Annotated in this window: 16 protein-coding genes and 1 pseudogene; 11 read left to right on the forward strand and 6 right to left on the reverse strand. The window is 53.5% G+C overall.

Annotated features, from left to right (window positions below):
- Window positions 1-24 precede the first annotated feature (24 nt).
- The 3 genes from AAGJ81_12575 to AAGJ81_12585 all read left to right on the forward strand — a co-directional run bounded on the left by AAGJ81_12575 (window position 25) and on the right by AAGJ81_12585 (window position 5,257).
- Window positions 25-771 (forward strand): choice-of-anchor M domain-containing protein, encoded by a 747-nt coding sequence (locus AAGJ81_12575; protein ID MEM0966977.1) that lies wholly within the window; start codon window positions 25-27, stop codon window positions 769-771.
- Between the two features lie 176 nt (window positions 772-947).
- Window positions 948-2,009 (forward strand): efflux RND transporter periplasmic adaptor subunit, encoded by a 1,062-nt coding sequence (locus AAGJ81_12580; protein MEM0966978.1) that lies wholly within the window; start codon window positions 948-950, stop codon window positions 2,007-2,009.
- Between the two features lie 125 nt (window positions 2,010-2,134).
- On the forward strand, window positions 2,135-5,257 hold the full coding sequence (locus tag AAGJ81_12585; protein ID MEM0966979.1) for an efflux RND transporter permease subunit: 3,123 nt from the start codon (window positions 2,135-2,137) through the stop codon (window positions 5,255-5,257).
- On the opposite strand, the gene AAGJ81_12590 is transcribed toward AAGJ81_12585, so the two are convergent.
- Both AAGJ81_12590 and AAGJ81_12595 read right to left on the reverse strand, forming a co-directional pair.
- Complete coding sequence (locus AAGJ81_12590; GenBank protein ID MEM0966980.1) at window positions 5,162-5,602, reverse strand: DUF2784 domain-containing protein; 441 nt, start codon at window positions 5,600-5,602, stop codon at window positions 5,162-5,164. The two genes, AAGJ81_12585 and AAGJ81_12590, sit on opposite strands and share 96 nt — an antisense overlap.
- 127 nt (window positions 5,603-5,729) lie before the next feature.
- Complete coding sequence (locus AAGJ81_12595) at window positions 5,730-6,533, reverse strand: VC0807 family protein (GenBank protein MEM0966981.1); 804 nt, start codon at window positions 6,531-6,533, stop codon at window positions 5,730-5,732.
- Between the two features lie 39 nt (window positions 6,534-6,572).
- On the opposite strand from AAGJ81_12595, the gene AAGJ81_12600 reads away from it, so the two are divergent.
- The 5 genes from AAGJ81_12600 (at window position 6,573) to AAGJ81_12620 (ending at window position 11,740) form a co-directional block, all read left to right on the forward strand.
- Window positions 6,573-7,250: a phosphopantothenoylcysteine decarboxylase gene (locus AAGJ81_12600; protein ID MEM0966982.1), complete on the forward strand. Its 678-nt coding sequence runs from the start codon at window positions 6,573-6,575 to the stop codon at window positions 7,248-7,250.
- Window positions 7,251-7,264: 14 nt separating this feature from the next.
- Window positions 7,265-8,446, forward strand: a complete 1,182-nt coding sequence (locus tag AAGJ81_12605; protein ID MEM0966983.1) for an ATP-binding protein — start codon at window positions 7,265-7,267, stop codon at window positions 8,444-8,446.
- A gap of 435 nt (window positions 8,447-8,881) precedes the next feature.
- The gene (locus tag AAGJ81_12610; protein ID MEM0966984.1) at window positions 8,882-10,195 is read left to right on the forward strand and encodes an alkaline phosphatase; all 1,314 of its coding nucleotides are present in this window, start codon (window positions 8,882-8,884) and stop codon (window positions 10,193-10,195) included.
- Between the two features lie 453 nt (window positions 10,196-10,648).
- Window positions 10,649-11,539 (forward strand): hypothetical protein, encoded by an 891-nt coding sequence (locus AAGJ81_12615; GenBank protein MEM0966985.1) that lies wholly within the window; start codon window positions 10,649-10,651, stop codon window positions 11,537-11,539.
- A 3-nt stretch (window positions 11,540-11,542) separates the two neighbouring features.
- Window positions 11,543-11,740: a CPXCG motif-containing cysteine-rich protein gene (locus AAGJ81_12620; protein MEM0966986.1), complete on the forward strand. Its 198-nt coding sequence runs from the start codon at window positions 11,543-11,545 to the stop codon at window positions 11,738-11,740.
- A gap of 271 nt (window positions 11,741-12,011) precedes the next feature.
- On the opposite strand, the pseudogene AAGJ81_12625 reads toward AAGJ81_12620, so the two are convergent.
- From AAGJ81_12625 to AAGJ81_12635, 3 genes and pseudogenes are all read right to left on the reverse strand, one after another.
- A pseudogene (locus tag AAGJ81_12625) lies at window positions 12,012-12,155 on the reverse strand (class I SAM-dependent methyltransferase).
- Window positions 12,156-12,214: 59 nt separating this feature from the next.
- On the reverse strand, window positions 12,215-12,961 hold the full coding sequence (locus AAGJ81_12630; protein ID MEM0966987.1) for an RsmE family RNA methyltransferase: 747 nt from the start codon (window positions 12,959-12,961) through the stop codon (window positions 12,215-12,217).
- A gap of 249 nt (window positions 12,962-13,210) precedes the next feature.
- The gene (locus AAGJ81_12635) at window positions 13,211-13,843 is read right to left on the reverse strand and encodes an exopolysaccharide biosynthesis protein (protein MEM0966988.1); all 633 of its coding nucleotides are present in this window, start codon (window positions 13,841-13,843) and stop codon (window positions 13,211-13,213) included.
- 103 nt (window positions 13,844-13,946) lie between these two features.
- Here AAGJ81_12635 and rplU point away from each other — a divergent pair, with 103 nt between their 5' ends.
- The 3 genes from rplU to AAGJ81_12650 all read left to right on the forward strand — a co-directional run bounded on the left by rplU (window position 13,947) and on the right by AAGJ81_12650 (window position 18,265).
- On the forward strand, window positions 13,947-14,267 hold the full coding sequence (rplU, locus tag AAGJ81_12640; protein ID MEM0966989.1) for a 50S ribosomal protein L21: 321 nt from the start codon (window positions 13,947-13,949) through the stop codon (window positions 14,265-14,267).
- 12 nt (window positions 14,268-14,279) lie between these two features.
- Window positions 14,280-14,528 (forward strand): 50S ribosomal protein L27, encoded by a 249-nt coding sequence (rpmA, locus tag AAGJ81_12645; GenBank protein MEM0966990.1) that lies wholly within the window; start codon window positions 14,280-14,282, stop codon window positions 14,526-14,528.
- 272 nt (window positions 14,529-14,800) lie between these two features.
- Window positions 14,801-18,265 carry a hypothetical protein gene (locus AAGJ81_12650; protein ID MEM0966991.1) on the forward strand — a complete coding sequence of 1,155 codons (3,465 nt, stop codon included), beginning with the start codon at window positions 14,801-14,803 and terminating at the stop codon, window positions 18,263-18,265.
- 92 nt (window positions 18,266-18,357) lie between these two features.
- Here the strand turns inward: AAGJ81_12650 and AAGJ81_12655 are convergent.
- Window positions 18,358-18,547, reverse strand: a 190-nt coding sequence (locus AAGJ81_12655) for a hypothetical protein (GenBank protein ID MEM0966992.1), incomplete at its 5' end; no start/stop codon positions are given.

Genomic DNA, 18,547 nt, shown 5'->3' on the forward strand with positions numbered 1-18,547 from the left:
GAAACAAGTAAACCACCAAGAAACATGAAACGAAAACTAACAATCGCCGCAATCGCCGCTTCGGCAGTTGCGACATCGTCGGTTTTGCAAGCCCAGCAAATCTGGACGGCAGGCCACGGTGATATTGGACTCGAGTACGACCCGATCGAAGGTGAACTCGAACCACACTGGCACCTTGGCGAAGACAATGAAACCGTTGTTATCGACGGCATTTCCCAAAATTTCGGGAGTGAAGGCACCGAATTTGAGGCGGACGAACTGATCGCAGAGGGTGATCGGTCCGAGACACGTAACCCGACTTCGGACTGGGACTTTCTCGGAGTAAACTCAGGAGAGACTTTCTGGGTGTTTCCACAGACCGAGGACCCATCCGTCCCCTATATTGGGATCGGAACCGAGGAATTGGATCCCAGTGACTGGGACGGCAACCTAACTCTGACATTGATCGGCTTTTCTGGACCTGGGGCCTTCTCCCTCTACAGCGTGGACGGAATTGGCGTGCCAACCGCGTTGATGGCTACCAGTGATGGAATCGATAGCGGAGACGTTCTCTCTATCGCAGCTGATTCCCACGAGCACTTCAACTGGGGTTTCTCTGCCCTTGGCGACTACGAGCTGACGTTTCAAGCAGAAGGCACCCTCAGCGGTGGCGGAACGGTGACTGGATCTGAAACATTCGGATTCACCGTTGTCCCGGAACCATCCAGCTTTGGCTTCATTCTAGCAGCCGCGGGACTTCTCTGCGCGTTTTCTCGTCGGCGCAGAGGTTAGATTTACGGGATCTGGTTCATCGCCAGAAAGCCCTATCTCAAGACCCTTGCTTGGATTGATTTCAGGCAAGGGTCTTTTCTTTAGTTAGATCGCTAGCCTACCATGCTCGAATACCGAGTAACTCGTCGAATCCGCTTTGACATTCAAAGCGAAACAAGGCCCCATAAGGCGTGGTCATGAAGCCCTTTTATTTTCTCCTCGCAGGTGCCAGTGCGCTCCTCGTAGGTTGCTCCGACGGCGACGAGCAAGCAGGTTTTGCGGGAGGCCCACCTCCTATGCCGGTTCTGGTGGACGAGGCACGACTGGAAACGATTGTGGAGACGGTGGATCTCGTTGGCTCTATCGCCGCCAACGAGCGAGTCGACCTGAGCCCGGAAATCTCTGGCCGAATTCGCTCCATAGAGTTCGAAGAGGGAGACCAAGTCGAGAAAGGGGATCTTCTCATCACAATCGACGACTCCCGCCTCCGCTCACGCCTCAGCGAAGCCCAGGCAACTTTCGATCTGGCTCAGACGAGTTTGGATCGCAGCAAGCAGCTTCTCGAGCGGGACCTCATCCCTCCTCAGGAGCACGACGAGAAAATCGGTGAGTACGACGTTGCGAAAGCCCTTTTGGAGGGAGCACAGGAAGATCTGAACTTCACTCGAATTCATGCCCCTTTCGGCGGAATTTTAGCGGCTCGAGAAATCAGTCCCGGAAGTTACGTTGAGCCCGGAGATATTTTGACCACGCTAGTAGAAATCAATCCTGTTAAAATCGATTTTGATGTTCCGGAACGGTTTTTGAGGCGACTCGCAGCGGGCCAAGTCATTCGTATCGTAGTTCCAGCCTATCCAGACCAATCCTTTGAAGGAGAGGTCTTTTTCGTTTCTCCAGTAATTAACCGCACGTCACGGACAGTGGAGGTCAAGGCAATCCTACCTAATGCGGATGGTCTTTTAAAGCCAGGTATGTTCGGAAACCTATCCCTCTCAGTTGAGACCCGCGAAGACAGTGTAGTAATCTCCGAATCCGCAGTTTTTCAAAGAGGAGACTTACCCTTCGTCTATGTGGTCAACGAGCAGAACCTCACCGAATTACGTCCCGTCCAAATCGGCGTCCGTCGCTCCGGAGAAGTAGAGATCTTGTCAGGCGTGGAAGCCGGAGAGCAGGTCGTTGCAGAGGGAGTGCAAAAAGTCTTTTTTCCGGGAGCACCGGTAAGCCCGTCGCCACTGACAACGAAAGATAGCGAACTTTGAACGCTGAACTTCCAACATTGAACATCGATGTCCCGAAGTTCGACGTTTACTGTTGGACGTTCAACGTTCCCCATTCCATCGATCAAGATGCGGGCCAACCGACCCATAGCTAAACGGCCTCCACGATGACCCTGTCCGAAATTTGTATCAAAAGGCCGGTCCTTGCCACCATGATGAGCTTGGCAATCATCCTGTTTGGGGTTGCGGGGATTCTCCAGCTTCCGGTGCGCGAGCTGCCGGACATCGATCCGCCGATTGTTACGATCACCACTATTTATCCGGGCGCCAATGCGAGGATCATAGAAACGGAAGTTACCGAGCGCATCGAAGATGCTGTAAGCGGAGTTGAAGGTATCGAGAAACTGACCTCCCAGAGCCGAGAGCAGTTAAGCCTTGTTACCGTGCAGTTTTCTTTGAGCCGCAATATCGATGTTGCTGCTCAGGAAATCCGTGACCGTGTTTTGCGAATTCGGTCGAACCTTCCCGACGATATCGATGAGCCCGTTATTGCCAAGGCCGACTCAGATGCTCGGCCGATCATGTGGGTCGCTCTTTTTAGCGAACAACGGTCAACCCTTGAGCTGACCGATCTCGCCGAGAATCAGCTTCAAGAGCAACTCCAAATCGTGCCAGGAGTGAGCTCGGTGATCCTCGGAGGTTCAAAGCGATTTGCGATTCGCATAAGACTTGATTCGGCGGCGATGGCTGCCCGGGAAATCACCATAATCGACGTCGAAGATGCTCTCGAAAATCAGAACGTCGACTTACCGAGCGGCCAACTGGAAAACCGTGAACGGGAATTCTCAATTTACACCCGAGGTGACCTGCAAACACCCGAGGAATTTGGTCGGATAGTTGTTTCTGATGCTGGTTCCCCTCTCGTAAGGTTGGAAGATGTTGCGACCGTCGAGATCGGCGTTGAGAACGAAAAGACAGTTGCCCGTTACAACGGCGACCCAGCGGTTGGTCTGGGGGTAATTCGCCAGTCGCAGGCCAACACGATTGAGGTGGCAAAGGGGATTACTGCCACAATGGAGAGGCTTTCGGCCAATTTACCCGACGACGTCTCCTGGTTTGTCGCCTATGATGAAAGCATATTCGTTGAGAAAGCGATTACCGAGGTGTGGCGGACCCTCGGGATCACATTCGGACTCGTTGTCCTTACCATCTTTATCTTTCTCCGAAACATCCGATCGACTCTCGTCCCAGCGATTACCATCCCTGTGTCGGTTATCGGAACTTTCTTCGTTCTCTACCTCTTTGGGTATTCGATCAACATTCTGACCATGCTCGCCCTTGTTCTGGTGATCGGAATCGTGGTCGATGACTCGATTGTAGTTCTGGAGAACATTTACCGGCATATCGAGGAGGGGATGAAGCCTATCGAAGCTGCTATCCTGGGCATGAAGGAGATCACCTTCGCGGTGATCGTAACGACTGTGACTCTGGTAGCCGTTTTTCTACCCATCACTTTTCAAACCTCCGATACAGGACGTCTCTTCATCGAGTTTGGGGTTACTCTCGCGAGTGCGGTCGTTGTCTCCTCTTTCGTTGCTCTCACCCTTACCCCGATGCTTTCAGCGCGGACCCAGCGGGCAAGGAAGCGGAGCCTGGAAGAGGAGTTTTGGTTCTTCCGATTCTTTGAAAAAGGTTTTGATCGTCTCGCTCGAGCCTATGAAAAAACGCTCGGATTCTCTCTCAATCATCCCTCGGTCATCCTTCTGATTATCGCGGGTGCGGTCGGGGTCGGGGCCTTCTTTTATCTAAAGCTGGATCAGGAGTTTTTGGTCGAGGAAGATAAGGGAAGACTATTCGCACTAGCCATCGCTCCAGAGGGTTCCACCTCTGATTACACTGACCGAATGGTCGAAAAGATGGAACAAATTGTGAAGCAAGTCCCAGAGGTGGCAGGATTCTTTACCGCTGTTGCCCTTCCCCTTGACGGCGTCGGAAACCCCGCGCAGGGCCTCATGTTTGCCCGCTTTGTCGACGCAAGTGAGAGAAAGCGTTCCGTTCCTGACATCGTCAACGCTCCGGGTGGACTCAAGGACCAGTTCTTTGGGGGCGTCGAGGGCGCGTTTTCAATCGCAATTCTCCCAAAATCGATTGGTTCCGGGTTTGGCCTGCCCTATCAACTCGTTCTGCAAAGCCCGGATCTCGACCTTCTGTCTGGCCTCGGCGAACGGATCGCTGGGCGTCTCTCGGCCGAAGGTTTTCTCACCAACACCCGGTCGACTTTCAATCTCGACAAGCCGGAGTTGAGGGTAGTCCCAAACCGCGATCGTTTAAACGAGCTCAATGTCTCATTGGCTGACTTGTCGCGCACCCTCCAAGTTCTTTTTGGCGGCGAGGACATTTCCAACGTAAAGCGTGACGGCAAGGAGTATGATGTAATCGCCCAGCTCGATCGTGAGTCCCGTCTCACACCGGAAGACATCAGCCGCGTCTATGTCCGCACCGGAGCGGGAGAACTCGTACCAGTCTCCAATCTAGTCGACTTTGAAGAGGGAGGTGGTCCAAACGCAATCGAACGTTACAATCGGATCCGGTCGACTACGATCGAGGCCACCCCAACCGGGGTCACCATGGGAGAAGCGATTCGCCGAACGGAAGCAATTCTCGAGGAGGAACTACCTCCCAACGTGACCTACACCTGGAGTGGCGAAGCCGAGGATCTGATCGATACCGGGAATGAAATTCTTTTCGTCCTGGGATTCGCCCTACTTCTGGTTTACATGGTTCTCGCCGCACAATTCGAGAGCCTCACCAATCCTCTCACGGTTTTATTGACGGTTCCCCTCGCTGCTTGCGGAGCCTTTGGCGCCCTTTGGGCATTGAGTTTCTTTGAGCGAATTCCCGGAATGAATCTGAACCTGTTTAGCCAGATAGGACTAATCCTCCTTGTGGGACTTGTGACGAAGAATGCAATCCTTCTGGTGGAATTCGCCAATCAACAGTTGGCTCGTGGCGTGAGCGCGAAACAAGCCATGCTGGAGGCAGGAAAAATCCGCTTCCGACCAATCATGATGACCAGCGTTTCAACGATTGCCGGACTTATGCCAATCGTAATTGGTTTCGGGGCAGGCGCAGAGAGCAGGCGACCTCTTGGTGTCGCGGCAGCTGGAGGGCTGATCAGCAGTCTCGCGCTAACCCTAATCGCCGTTCCGGTCGTCTACCTGCTCTTTTCGAAACTCACCCGTAAGCCGCGAGCTACGGAACCGGGGACGAACGACGAAAAGACTGCCTAAGACCAAAAGGCCAAAGATCGTGTAGGCGGCAAGAAACGCCTCCCATGGTGCCTCGATGTAAAGGATACGATCCAGCCAATGGGAAATAAACGAACCCTCGTAAGTCTCTTCTCCCGCCCGTTCGCGCAACTGCATCTCCCAATCGGTGAGGGGACAGATAATCCCGAGCCAAGACTGCACAACGACGAAGCCAATTGCCAGAAGGTGACCTACACGAAACCAAGGATTGCGAACCCATTCCCAACGCAGCGCAGCTCCTACCCAAACCACTATCAGACCACCCACCACGAAAACAACAAATCCAAAGTGGACGAAGAGGAGAACGTCTGCCGCGAAACCAGCCATAGGAGTCAGTTCACAAAGGAGTACGCCATTCAAAAAGGGTCAATGGAGAAAGGTGACGGGGTGGCCGGGCCTAGGAACTCTCCACCGGGGGACTGTCTTACGACCCTCGCTCCCGGAATAGAAAATCCTAACTCTCCTTCGCCGCTTCCCGCGCCTTTGGATCCTCGATCATTTCCTCCAGAGTCAGTCCCGTCAGCTCTTTCAAACCACGAAAACAAAGCCAGATTGCGAAGCCAGTCACGATCAAGGCGGGACCCATAATTACAGGAAAAGTGAGCACGTTCATTTTTGCCAATTCTTCGTTGAACTCCGTAGTTCCAGCCGGGCTAACGACGATCCACCTTGCCAAAAAATAACTCAAAATAGAACTGAGGAAAAATGATGCAGAGAGGAGGTAGGTCGTTTTTCTCATCAAAGTTTCAAAACCAGCTTTATTATTTCTCTCTTCAAGCCGACTCTGTATTCGGTGAACCTGGAAAATTTCGGGACGATAGATAAATAGGCGCACCAAAGGATAACGGGTAAAAGTCGAGATCAAGGTGGCAAGACCTAGGGCTCCAGGGATTCCAGCCTCTTTAACTGCGACCCAAACCGGAGGAAGCTCAAGTAAGCCGATACCTCCCGTTAAAAGAACCCCAACAATTCCTAAGATAGAGAAAAAGTTCCATGCTCGTCTTCGAACGAAATCATAGATCCCATAGCCAAGGGGAAATGCTAGGGCTATTACAAAGATCGATTTAGCGGTTTCAAACGGGAGACCCTCTAGTATTCCTCCGAACCAGTCGTCGCCCTTGATCAGAAGAAGCGACGGGACGACAATATTGAAGCCGAGATTGAACCACGGGTTTTCCTGTTTCTTTACGGTGTCCGACACGAACGTGAAAAAACCGTGACACGTCGTTCCCGTAAAGGTAATTTCCGAGTTTTTCATCCGGAAACTCGGTCCTTTAAGACTGCACAAGACACTACAGTGAAGTTTTCATCCCCATTACGGTGCGTAATCACGGCTGGTCCCACGAGGGAGCCAATAGACCCGGTGCGTTACATCAGCAATGCCTCCACAGGAAAGATGGGGTTTGCGATTGCGAAAGCCGCGGTAGAGGCTGGTTGGACGGTCGACCTCATTAGCGGTCCTACCCAACTCGTAGAACCTCCCGAGTGCATCCTTTATCCCGTAGTCACCGGCGAGGAGATGTTTCATCAGGTAGACGCGCTGTTCGACGCCTGCGATATTCTCATCATGACTGCAGCCGTTGTGGACTTCCGCCCCAAACAAGTCCTTGACCGAAAGGAGAAGAAAGGAGACGCCCGGCTCGATCTGGAAATGGAGCCCGTCGTGGACATTCTAAAGACCGTTTCGCAGAGAAAGAGGAATCAGTTTCTCGTTGGATTTGCCGCGGAAACCCACGACTTGGAGAACTACGCTCTCTGGAAATTGGAGGAGAAAAATCTCGATTTGATTGCCGCGAACCGGATTGACGAAGCGGGGGCAGGCTTTGCGGGAGACACCAACATCCTCACTGTTTTGGGCCCTGAAGGATTCCGGGAGGAGTGGCCACTAAGCGACAAAGAGGTCCTCGGAGAGCGGTTGGTTTCCCTCATTTCACGAATTCTCGAGCCGGACGACGTTCTCAAAACGGCTCGCTAGGCCCACGCGCACCCATGCCCCGAAACCGCAATAAGGGCCTCGAGCGCATTCTCGGTCGTCTTGAGGACCTCGACGAACAGAACCTCACGATTCTCGTTAACCGTCTGGTCCGGGACAGGCATTTGCTCGAAAGCGTCTTCGACATCATTCATGACGGAATTCTCGTTCTCGACGGAGAAGGGATCATTCAGTACTCCAACGAGGCTGCCTTTCGGCTCCTTGGTCTCCAGAGAAGAGAGATCGGGAAGTCGGTGGTTTGGCGCCGGATCCCAGAACTTTCCCAAGCGCTCCAAATTGATCCCGAGGACAGCAAGCCGGACAAGCGTGCAGCCTCCTGCGAGATTGAAGTCCACTACCCTGAAACTAAAGCCCTGCGCGTCTATCTGGTTCCCATGGAGGAGGCTACAGAGCTTGATCTTCGCGACGGAACCGTGGTCGTTTTCTCGGATGTCACCGAGATCAAGCATTCTACTGAAGAACTGATCGAAAATGAACGAGTGGCCTCCATCATGATGCTGGCAGCTGGAGTCGCCCACGAGCTGGGAAATCCTCTCAACTCCCTCACCATCCACTTGCAGCTAATCCGAAGACAACTCGAGAGTCTGAAAGACTCGAAAGAAACGAGAAAGACGAAGAAGTCGGTCGACATCTGCTCTCGCGAAGTCGAACGGCTTGACGGAATCATTACCAATTTCCTTGCCGCGATCCGTCCTCAGGAACCGAACCTCAGGCAGGTGAACTTAATGGATGTCCTGAATGAGGTCCTCGAGGTAGAGAGCGATCTTTTTGCTGAGCGGAAAGTCGACGTGGTCGTCGATCTCGACACCCTTCCCCCTCCAGTTCTGGGGGATCCTGACCAGCTCAAGCAAGTGTTCTTCAACGTGCTCAAAAACGCTGTCGAAGCGATGCCAGGCGGCGGCTCGATCCGCATCCGTTGGCGAAAAGATCCCAAACACACCGTTCTTCTCTTCGCAGACACGGGCGAGGGCATTGAGCCCGAGGATATTCCCAAAGTGTTCCAGCCTTACTTTACGACAAAGACCACTGGAAATGGTTTAGGCATGATGATCGTCCACCGAATTATGCGGGACCACCAAGGGACAATCGCAATCGACAGTCGTCCGGGCGAAGGAACGGTAGTCACGCTTCAGTTCCCAGCACTCGATCCAGAACGACCGCTTTTGGAAGATACGTGAATCCGTGGGAGGGTCCGGTAAGTCATGAGCCTGTCGAATGGCTCCGCCCGGACCGTCTGCTCGTCAATCGCTATACCGGTCTTAATTCGAAGAGCGTTCCCTTTTCAAACGGCGCGGACGGAGCAGAGTCCGTCCCTCCCGGCCTGAGCCTGTTGAACGGCGATGTCCGGGATTCCTGCTGGACAAATCAAAGACGCCGATCTGTGGCGCGCTTAGCCGAGTCAGGCCGGCGTCCCTCCAATGCCCCTTTTGTGGAGGGACATCGGCCTCGATGTCTGCCTTTCAGTCCTGACAAAAGAAAGACGCCAGCCGCTAACGAACTCAGCCGAGTCAGCGAAGCATCCAAAGCAATGCTCTGTAGGCGGCACTGACTCCAAGAGTATCCACTCTTTGACACGAAAGTGTCACGATGGAAGAGTTGCCCGATTACTCGATATGACATTTCCTTCGGAAGTGCTTCTCTTCCGAAATTCCTTCATCGCCCTCTTGCTGTCCATAACTCCGAGCTTCTCGGGCAGCGTCATCTTCCTCCATCCGGACGGCACAGGTCTAGGGCATTGGAACGCCATGCGGCTACTTACTGTCGGGCCCGATGGCATCACCCACTGGGACAGTCTTGAACGTCTTGCCGCTTACCGTCCACACCAGAAGAACTGGCTCTCCACAACCTCCCATGCCGGAGCGACGGTCCACGCCTACGGAAAGAAGGTGCACCACAACTCTTTCGGCATGGATAGGGATCAGCCGATCCTCTCTGCATCGGGCAGCCCGCTCACGATTCTTCAAGAAGCTCAAAGCCGTGGGGTCCGCACGGGAATTGTAAACTCCGGGCACATTGCCGAGCCGGGAACCGCAGTCTTCGTCGCCAGTTCGGAATCGAGGAAGAACACTCTGGAAATTGCGGCCTCCGTGATGGAGAGCGGAACCGATGTGATTTTTGCTGGTGGGGAGCTTCAATTGATTCCAGAAAGCGAGGTCGGTCACTTTGGACTCAACGGGTTGCGGACCGACGGAAGAAACCTCCTGAAGGAAGCAGAGGAACGAGGTTACAAAGTCATTTTTACCCGGGAGGAGTTACTGGCTCTCGGACCGGAAACCAAAAAGGTCATCGGCATCTTTGCGCCCGGAGATACCTACAACTTTGGAAAAGAAGAAGTGATCCAAAAGATGGGTGTGCCGTTATACCGGCCGGACGCCCCGACAATCGCCGAAATGACCGCCGCCGCGCTCCGGGTTCTCGGCGAAGATCCTTCAAAAGAGTTTTTCCTCATCTCAGAAGAGGAGGGAACCGACAACTTCAGCAACTGTAACAATGCTGCAGGAATGTTGGAAGCAGCTGCCCGTGCCGACGAAGCGATCGGAGTCGCTCTGACCTACCTCTCAAACCATCCGGATCGCGACACTCTCCTTCTAGTCGCGTCCGACAGCGATGCCGGCCATCCGACCGTCTTTGCAATGAGGGACGTCGACCTCGATACTCCCCTCCCGGAACGGGATGACAATGGGGCTCCAATCCATGGTCCCGACGGTCTTGGGGGTGCTCCCTTCGTTTCACTTCCCGATTCTTTCGGCAATCGCCATTCATTCGGAATTGCATGGGCAACGTACTATGATTTTCCCGGTAGCGTCGTCGCGAAGGCCAGTGGATACAAAAGCGAAGACCTTGGTAGCGATATCGACAATACGGGCATCTATCAGCTGATCCGAGAAGCACTCTTTGGATCGGATCCACTCAATTCTGGAGAGTAAAAGGCACTTCGATTAACCTCCTTTGGCACGTGATCGCGGCACCGCCGGAATCCGGTTAAAGGTGCGTAGAGGTTTGCAGGCCAGCGGCCCTCGGGCCCCAAGGGCAACCCGTCTCCGAGCATAACCGGTTTGTCATTGGTTTGTAAGACCGAGGGTATCTTTCGAGGGGAGGGTCCGGTAGGTCATGAGCCTGTCGAATGGCTCCGTCCGTACCGGGCAGCAAGGTATTTTCATTTAGCCTTGTCAGGCTTCATGAAAACACATTTCAGATCGAAAATTTGAAATTTGAAATTGTCTGGTGGCTATGAACCACTTCGAAATCTAAATAAAGATACCGTGGACCGGGCAGACGGTTCAAAGACCTTGCTCGTAATCTGACTAAGAGACGGTTTAGCTTTCGATCCACGCAGACCACGAACACGTAGTCCCTCCACACCTATCTTTGCCGGTAAGTTGACCCATAAATCACACTTCTTTCGGAAGCGTCCGAAGACTGGTTTTCTTCCCATTGGGGATGTTCCCGATGCCCGCCGATCTCACCTCTTCCATCCAGAGCTTGTCCCTGTAACCACGGAGCCACAGTTTCCTTGGAGGGGTTTCGACTGCGAAGACGCTGCCTGTGCGTGGCACCTCGCCAGTCTCAGCCACAATGTCTATCACAACGAAGACCGTGCGGAGGCTTCAGCAGCGGCTATTGGCTGGAAGCTGGAGACGCGAGTCGAGCATGATGGTGTCCGGGCCGACCTATTGCAACGCGATGACGACATTCTTCTCTGTTGCTGCGGCACCCGTCCGGATGAGATTCGCAATCTTCGTCACGACGTCGATGCAGGTCTCGTCAATCACCCTAAGGGAGGGAAAATGCACCGTGGCTTTGCCGCGGCTTGGCAGACTCTTCGCAATGAGCTTCTCCGGCTGCCGCCCCCTACCCTGTCCACCGGTCACAGTCTCGGGGGAGCACTCGCAATTCTCGCCGCTTCCGAGTTTCCAATCAACGGCACGATTGTCTTAGGATGTCCGAGAGTCGGCGACTCTCGATTTGCTCAGTCTATCGACGAGGGCACCGTGATGCGCTACCAAGTAACTGCCGACGTCGTCTGCCATTTACCACCGAAACGCCTCGGATTCGAAGATGTTGGCCGCTTGGCATTTATTGCCGAGGGCCAGCGAAAATTCGAAGTCCCTTACCAGGAGAGAGCCCGATTCAGAAAGCAGGCACAGCTCCAGTTTGCAAAACGTTTGCCGTGGCTAAACCCTTCGGCCCTTTGGTTCCGGGAGCTCGCCGACCATGCGATTCATGGGTATTGCTACCATCTCGCAACCATCATCGAACAAGAAACATAGCTCGTGAATATTGAATACGAATGTGAGGTGACCTGCCCGAGTTGCTTCGAGAGCTTTTCCGTCACCAGTCCAGCTCCCAATGAACTACCGGCTGTGTGGGATTACGACTGCGAGGTGTGCTGCCGCCCGATGGAGATCCACTTCTCTCTCGAAGACTCGGAGATCATCGCAAGAGCCGAGTCGATTGATGGGATGGAGTGAAGCGAAGACGACCTACAAGAAATACAGAGGCTTCTTCGGACCGAATCCAATTTAATCCTCGGGGTAAGTGCATCAACTCTCCGGGAGGGACCACCTTCCTCCTTCGCTCTTCGAGCTTCGGCGGACACGCCGCGTGGTCCGCGCGTCGGAGTGGTTGTTCGGCCAAAACTACCGGACGGGACAGAGCCCGTCCCTCCCCTCACAAAGGCTTTTCAACCCCGAGTTCAAAATTACACCCCTTCGGACCACGAGGCCGTGGTCCCTCCAATGACTATGACGCCTTCACTCCTCCGAACGCCGCGAAGCAGGAGTTCTTGTGGAGGATTTCTGTTTTCTCGAAACCCACTTTCTTCATCAGATCCAGTTGATAGGTAACGGGTCTCGGTGAGTCTTCCTTTTCAATGTAGGCGGAGACTTCTTCCTCCGATTCCCGCAGTAGTTTCATGGCGTGGTTTCCGGCGCCGCAACCGATGACTAACGGGAAACACGAATCACACTCCTCTCTGCGGAACCCGAAAAACCGGTCGTCCGATGGACGAGCGCGATCGCCGCTGTAACCGCAGTCTCCGTTCGCAGGATCGCTGGACCCAGATGACGGGGAATCCAACCCGAACGAACAACCATTTCTTGTTCGCGTTTCGAAAGACCACGCTCGCTACCGATAAATAGGACCCTTTCCGAACCACGGTCATCTTCACTTTCTCCGAGAAGCGCTGTTCCTAGGTATGGATCCAGCACGAACTTTGAAACCAGAGGATTCAGGGTCTCTTCTGCCCTCTCGAGCGATTCGAAGAACGAAAACCGAGGCAGAATCGTGTGAAACCCCTGCTCAAGTCCTGCAATCATATGCTCTTGAACCGATTCTTTTGAAAGAACGTCACTCTGCGCATATCCCGGAGGAGTCTGGTCGAGTTGAACGACGACGATCTCGCGGACCACCAGAGAGGAAGCGCTAACCAGAATCCGACGCAGATCCGCTGGTCGCGGAAGACCCACCCACAGACTAATTCCTGAGGCCAACGGTGGCTCTTTCTCCCAAGAAATATCTCGGATGAGCACACCGGATCCATCCACCCGGTCTACACAGCCAATCCCGCGGGGCCCGTTGACAACCCCGATACAGATCTCGGAACTGTTGATACGAAGAATCTTCTCCGTTCGCGGATCGCTACCACCAAACTCGTAGTGATCGCGGTATTCGTCTACCAGGAGGAGGTTCATTAGCTCTGACTCAATCAAGTGTGATCTCAATCGACATCAGTTCTTCCGGGCGCCGTCCGTGAAAGCGGGACAAGCCGGGCTGATTTAAAATAGAATCTCGATTGATTTTAATCCACGCGCGGCTTGTCCCGCTTTCGCGGGACTGCGCCCTGCCATTGAGAATTCTCGTTGTCATCCTGATCGAGCGGATTCCGAACACCGATCAACTTTCTCCATTCCTCCACAGGAGAATCGAAAACCGGGGAACTCTCACAGCTGATCCTTTATCCATTCCTTGAACTGAACGACTCCGTCCATTCCGACGGTGGCTAGAAGATAAATAATGTAGGCGTAGAAAGCAGCGGCCAAGATTCCGAGCACAAAAGCACCGATTGCCATCAAACCATCGTCCTCGGAAAGAGAGATTCCAACGACAAAGATTACGAAAGCCGGAAGCGTGTTTGTGAGGGGAATGGGAAGGATCATGAGCGATGCCATCCCAATCACTACAGCTCCAAAAAAAACACGACCACCGCGGCTATTGATCCATCGCATTCGAGGGCGGACCAGAACCTCCATCTTATGAAGAATCTTTCCCGCCGACCGAAACACTTTCTCCGCCCTCTCCTTTGAAAACTCTTTTTTCCGCGCCTTCTCCGGCAGCCAGGGTTGAACCCGCCCGATCACCATCTGAATCCCGAGAACCACCAGAAGAATTCCAAACGGCGTGCTGTAGCCGGGTGCCGGAACGGGCAAAGCACTCGGTAAGGACAGTAAAATCAATAAGATACCAAAGCCCTTATCCGCCACTCGGTCGGCGACCATTCCTACAGAAATTCTCTCAGCGACACCGTCTAAAACGCTGAAAAGGTTGTTGGATAAGCTGTTTTGACTTCTCTCCATTGGTAAGCTCACGCCTACACCGAAACTCAGCCCGGGAACAGCGAAAAGAACCAAAAAAGGACTTGCCAGTTTCTATCCAAAACCCTTTTCTCGCCTGTTTGCCATGAAAGCCACGATTCAATCCCAAGGTCGCCAATTTACCGTTTCTGAAAACGACGTTCTCTTCCTAAACCGCATTGATGGCGCGGAAGAAGGGGCGAACGTGGAGATCAGCGAGGTTCTCATGGTCGGTTCAGGCGGGGATGCTCAAGTGGGTGCCCCCTACGTTGAAGGTGCCTCTGTTACCCTCAAGGTCCTCGAGAACAAACGGGCGCCAAAAGTAACTATTTTTAAGAAACGTCGCCGCCAAGGCTACAAGCGCCGGAAAGGTCATCGCCAGCACCTTTCTGTTGTCCGCGTTGAATCCATTCAAGCTGGCAGCTAAGGACTAAAAACCATGGCTCACAAAAAAGGACAGGGAACTTCACGCAACGGTCGCGACAGCAACGCCAAGCGCCTCGGCGTGAAAAAATTTGGCGGCCAGTCTGTCGTAGCCGGAAACATCATCGTCCGTCAGCGGGGCACCAAATTCCACCCCGGTGAAGATGTCGGGATGGGACGTGACTTTACCCTCTTTGCTCTCAAGGACGGCAAAGTGAAATTCGACCGGGCCCGGCGTAAGGTCTCCGTCGAACCGGTCGCGTAAGCGACAAGCGTAATTGGAGCGGCGACTTCAGTCGCCGAAACCCACAGCGCGGAGGAATCGCGACAGTGATTTCTTAAAAACTCTGCTTGGGTCGCACTAAATCTGAGACTCTTTCTGGATTCCGTTTCGGCGACTGAAGTCGCCGCTCCTACCGAAAGCTCAATACCGCCGCGCACTTCCTCCCTGATTTCCCTCAAAAGCGGTCCTAATTGTTACAAAAGCGGGACCTTTTACTGATTGCTTTCCTCGCCAAGGTTATTGGCATAGGGCCTATGTTTGAGGAACTAAGTGCCGAGGAACTGGATCGCAGATTTGGAATCGGGAAGGCCCGCTTCTCAAAAGAAGACCTTGCCGACTACGTCAACCTGAAGCTGGAGGCGATTGGGAAACAGGGATTCCAAAAAGTTGGTGGCTCTCCGATCATGGATCTCGCTGAGCCATTTCTCCAGAGTGTAAAAGCCCGTACACATTTGGCCGAATCGCCCATCCCACCCTGCGACCGGCGCATACAAGACTTCCTCGATGCTTTCGCGAAGGAAGTGGGAGAAGAATCGCCCCAGCTCCCTCGGGATACGTTTGTCCTCGATCGGCACGGACTCGCCAAAACTCTTTCCCTGCCGGGTAACGCTGATCACTTCAAAAGCTCTATCAACGATAGTTACCGTGTTGCTCAGGGGGTTCTCCACAACCCAAAGAGTGATCGTCGCACAACTGCTGGTGTCTTCCATGTAACGGATTGGGGACTTCCGGTAGCAGCTGACAAAAAGGCGGTCCCGCCGCTGACCGCCCTCCGCCTGTTCCGGGCTGCCGTTCAAGCACAGGAAGAGTTCCTTCTCGTTCCACTCACTGCCTACCAAGAAGAGAAGGCGCATTGCTGGGTTTCTCTTCTGTTACGGCCTACCGTGCGCCCGGAGGTGCCCGGCTATTCGCATAAAAAATCGATGGAAGTGCGGTTTTTCGTCCCCGGAGTTCTTTCGAGTAACCTCGATTTTGTGGAATCGATCTTTGGTAACGCGGGAGACCCCTTCCTTCCGGAGAACGATGCGGGTCTTGACGTCAGAGGATGGTCGGGGCAAACGGGCTGCGTCATTCTGGCGCCTCATCTCGGGCAGCTGAAGAAAAAGGAGTTGGGTCTACCCCATATCTCCGAAGCCACCGATCGCCAGAAACGAGACAGGATGTGCTGGGAAAAAGAGGACGAACTCTACAACGATGGATCTGCCTTTAAAATTACCCTGCGATCTACCGACGGTGTCATTGTAACGGCGATCTCGGACAGCTACTTCGGCTACTGCAAGAAAGAGGTGAAAACTCAAATCAGCTTCTCGGCAAATTTATGCGGGCAGGCTGAGGAGGAGCACGCCGGTGGTGCACTCGTCTTTCCCAGCTACGATCTGGGAGAAGAGTTCGTTCCCGGAAGTCATATTCCCGGACACGGTCAAGACTTTGCAATGATGCAGAAGAGTCTGGAATCTGTAGCGGATTTCCATCCCAACGGCTATGGAGTTGATCGGCGCTATCCGGAGATCATCTACGTTCCAGAGGAAACCCGAATCAGTCTTGAGGAGCAAAAGGTGATGTGGAACTGGGATGGAGCCGAGCAGTCTCTCCGACTCAAACCCGACAACATTTACGTCTATCCTACCGGATATCAGGTGCGGATGATCAAACCCGCTGAAGGTCGCCGGTGGCGGCTCCGGGGAACCAACCCCGAAGCCACTTTCTGCCACAAGCCGTGCACCGTGTCAGGAGGCGGCAAGTCAGAAATTTCGAAGTCTTTGGAAGACGCGATCATAAGTGGGCCGGTCTACGTATCGGATTTCCATAAAGACTTCCAAAAGGTCCACGAAGTTCTGGAGCACGACTACAGCAAACGCTTCAAAGACGACAAAAGAAATAAAGACAAAGGCCGGGGAATTCTCAGTGTAGAGCGTTCCCTCGGCTCTGTCATCAAGCTGCTCACCCCTTCCACTATCGACTACACGGACGAGCACAATGAATGGTTGAGCCGCATCCCTCAACACGTCAAAGACCTCGTCTTGATCATCAAACGATTCCACAAGGAGGACTGGGGAGACGATTGGATGGATCGCTTCTCGGTAGACGTGGTCGATGGTCAGCACGGTTTTGAGCTCCGCTACCGGAACAAGAAATTGGTGACCCAGTTTTTGCGGGTTGGATATGCCGAAGACGGATCGTGGAGAACTTTCGGACTCCGCAAGGACTTTCTTCCCGCTTTTAAAATCTCCCGGGAGGACGATATCAGTGCCAGCACGATCGTTCCCTGCGATCAGATCGAGGGACTATCCAGTGACATCTCAAACGAGTCGATCAAGTTTACGACAAATTGTGAGTACCGTTTCTTCCAGCGGCCGGACGATGCCATCATTCGCGGATACGACAAAACCGCGGAGAGCGATATCGCCAGAGACGGCGTGTTTCTCTCCAATTACCACCCCTTGACCCGCGAAGAAGTCAAAGAACAGATCGAGGACACGATCCGCTTCGAACAATACACGGAGCCAATGCTCACGCGTCTGACCGAGTTCGACGCTTCCCCCAGTCCCGACTATTGCGCTTCGACAGCCAACCCTCGAATTGTTGATGGAAAGGTGACGAAAAACCCGCGCTACCTCCAGGTGCGGCCCGATATTGAGAACGAGAAAGGAAACTATGTATCACAGGTGGCTGCACGCCTTTCACGGGATCTATCAAGTCATGAGCCCGCCTATTTCCCAGTCAACTCTGTCCTCCCTGGTCACCGCAACAACCCTCCCGATCCCGAAGCTGGCATCCGGGCTCTCTGCGCGTTCAATCCAATTCACTATTTCGAGCTTCCCGAACTCTTCATGGAGTTCACAGCCAGCTTAACCGGTAAGTCCCCCTCCACGACCGGTGCCGGTTCTGAAGGTGCACTTACGAAAGGTCCTTTCAACGCTCTGTTACCGGTTCACGACCTCAACAACGCTCTCGTGAGCTTTATTCTCGCGGGCTACCCTGCTTTCATGACCTCAGCCGGTTATGTGGGTGCCAAGATGAGGGTCGATCACGACATCAGCCTCCTAGTACCGGAGATTTGGTCCCGTCTATCCGCAGAGGAAAGGCAACCGGAAAACATGATTCAAAACGGATTCCTCGAGAAGGTTGAAGATTTCGATCATGACGGTGAAACGATTCTCGGAAGCAGACTCGGCTACCGCATCACGGCCCGTTTCGTTCGGATCATCCTCGGCCGGCTGTTCAACAATCCAACTTCAGTCATTCCGAAGGAAATGCTCGAGCCTGAACTGCAGGATCGGGAGGCCTACGTAGACAGCATTCGAAATATCGTAGAGGCCCAGCAGCGGGTCGCCCGTAACTACTTCGAAGACGGCTCGATCGACCTGGCCTGCCCTCCCCTCAAGGCACTGCTTTTTATCATGGCCGAAGGAGAGTTCAAAGGAATGACTATCGACAATCCCGGTTTTCGTGAGCAATTCACCCGTGAGAACCTTCTTGCCTCGGAGTGGTACGCCCAGCGACTCGATAACCAGGTAGCGTTCGACATCAAGCACTTCGAACGCTCCGCCGCCTACTTGCAAAAAATTAGAAGCGACAGCCGGTTTCTCGTGGGAATCGGCGAGCCCTTCCTCGCCGAACGCGAGGAGATCGTGGCCAATGAGCTCCAGAAAGTTCGCAATCCGTCCTATCGCAAAGGTCTCGTCGGCTCTCTGGGATGTGATTTCGGCGCGAAGTAAGGGTTCACATCCCGAAGAAGGGAAGCTCAACCATTTTGGACGAGAGAGTTCCGGTCAGAAGTTCCGTTGCTCGGATTCGATCCAAATGCCAGTCATTCATCACTCTTTGAAAAGGCCACTCCCGTAGGAAGAGGGTTTACCCTAATGCCATTGCATAAATCACCCTTACTGGGTGATGGTGATGTTTGGTGGTTGTTTTGACTCAGTTCGTTGTCGAAGTTTTGGCCAGTGTGTCTGGGTTTTTCTGACCTTTCTTGGGCACGAACGTGTTCTTCTTTTGGG

Source organism: Verrucomicrobiota bacterium, assembly GCA_038744685.1.
Taxonomy (GTDB): Bacteria; Verrucomicrobiota; Verrucomicrobiia; order Opitutales; family Puniceicoccaceae; genus Puniceicoccus.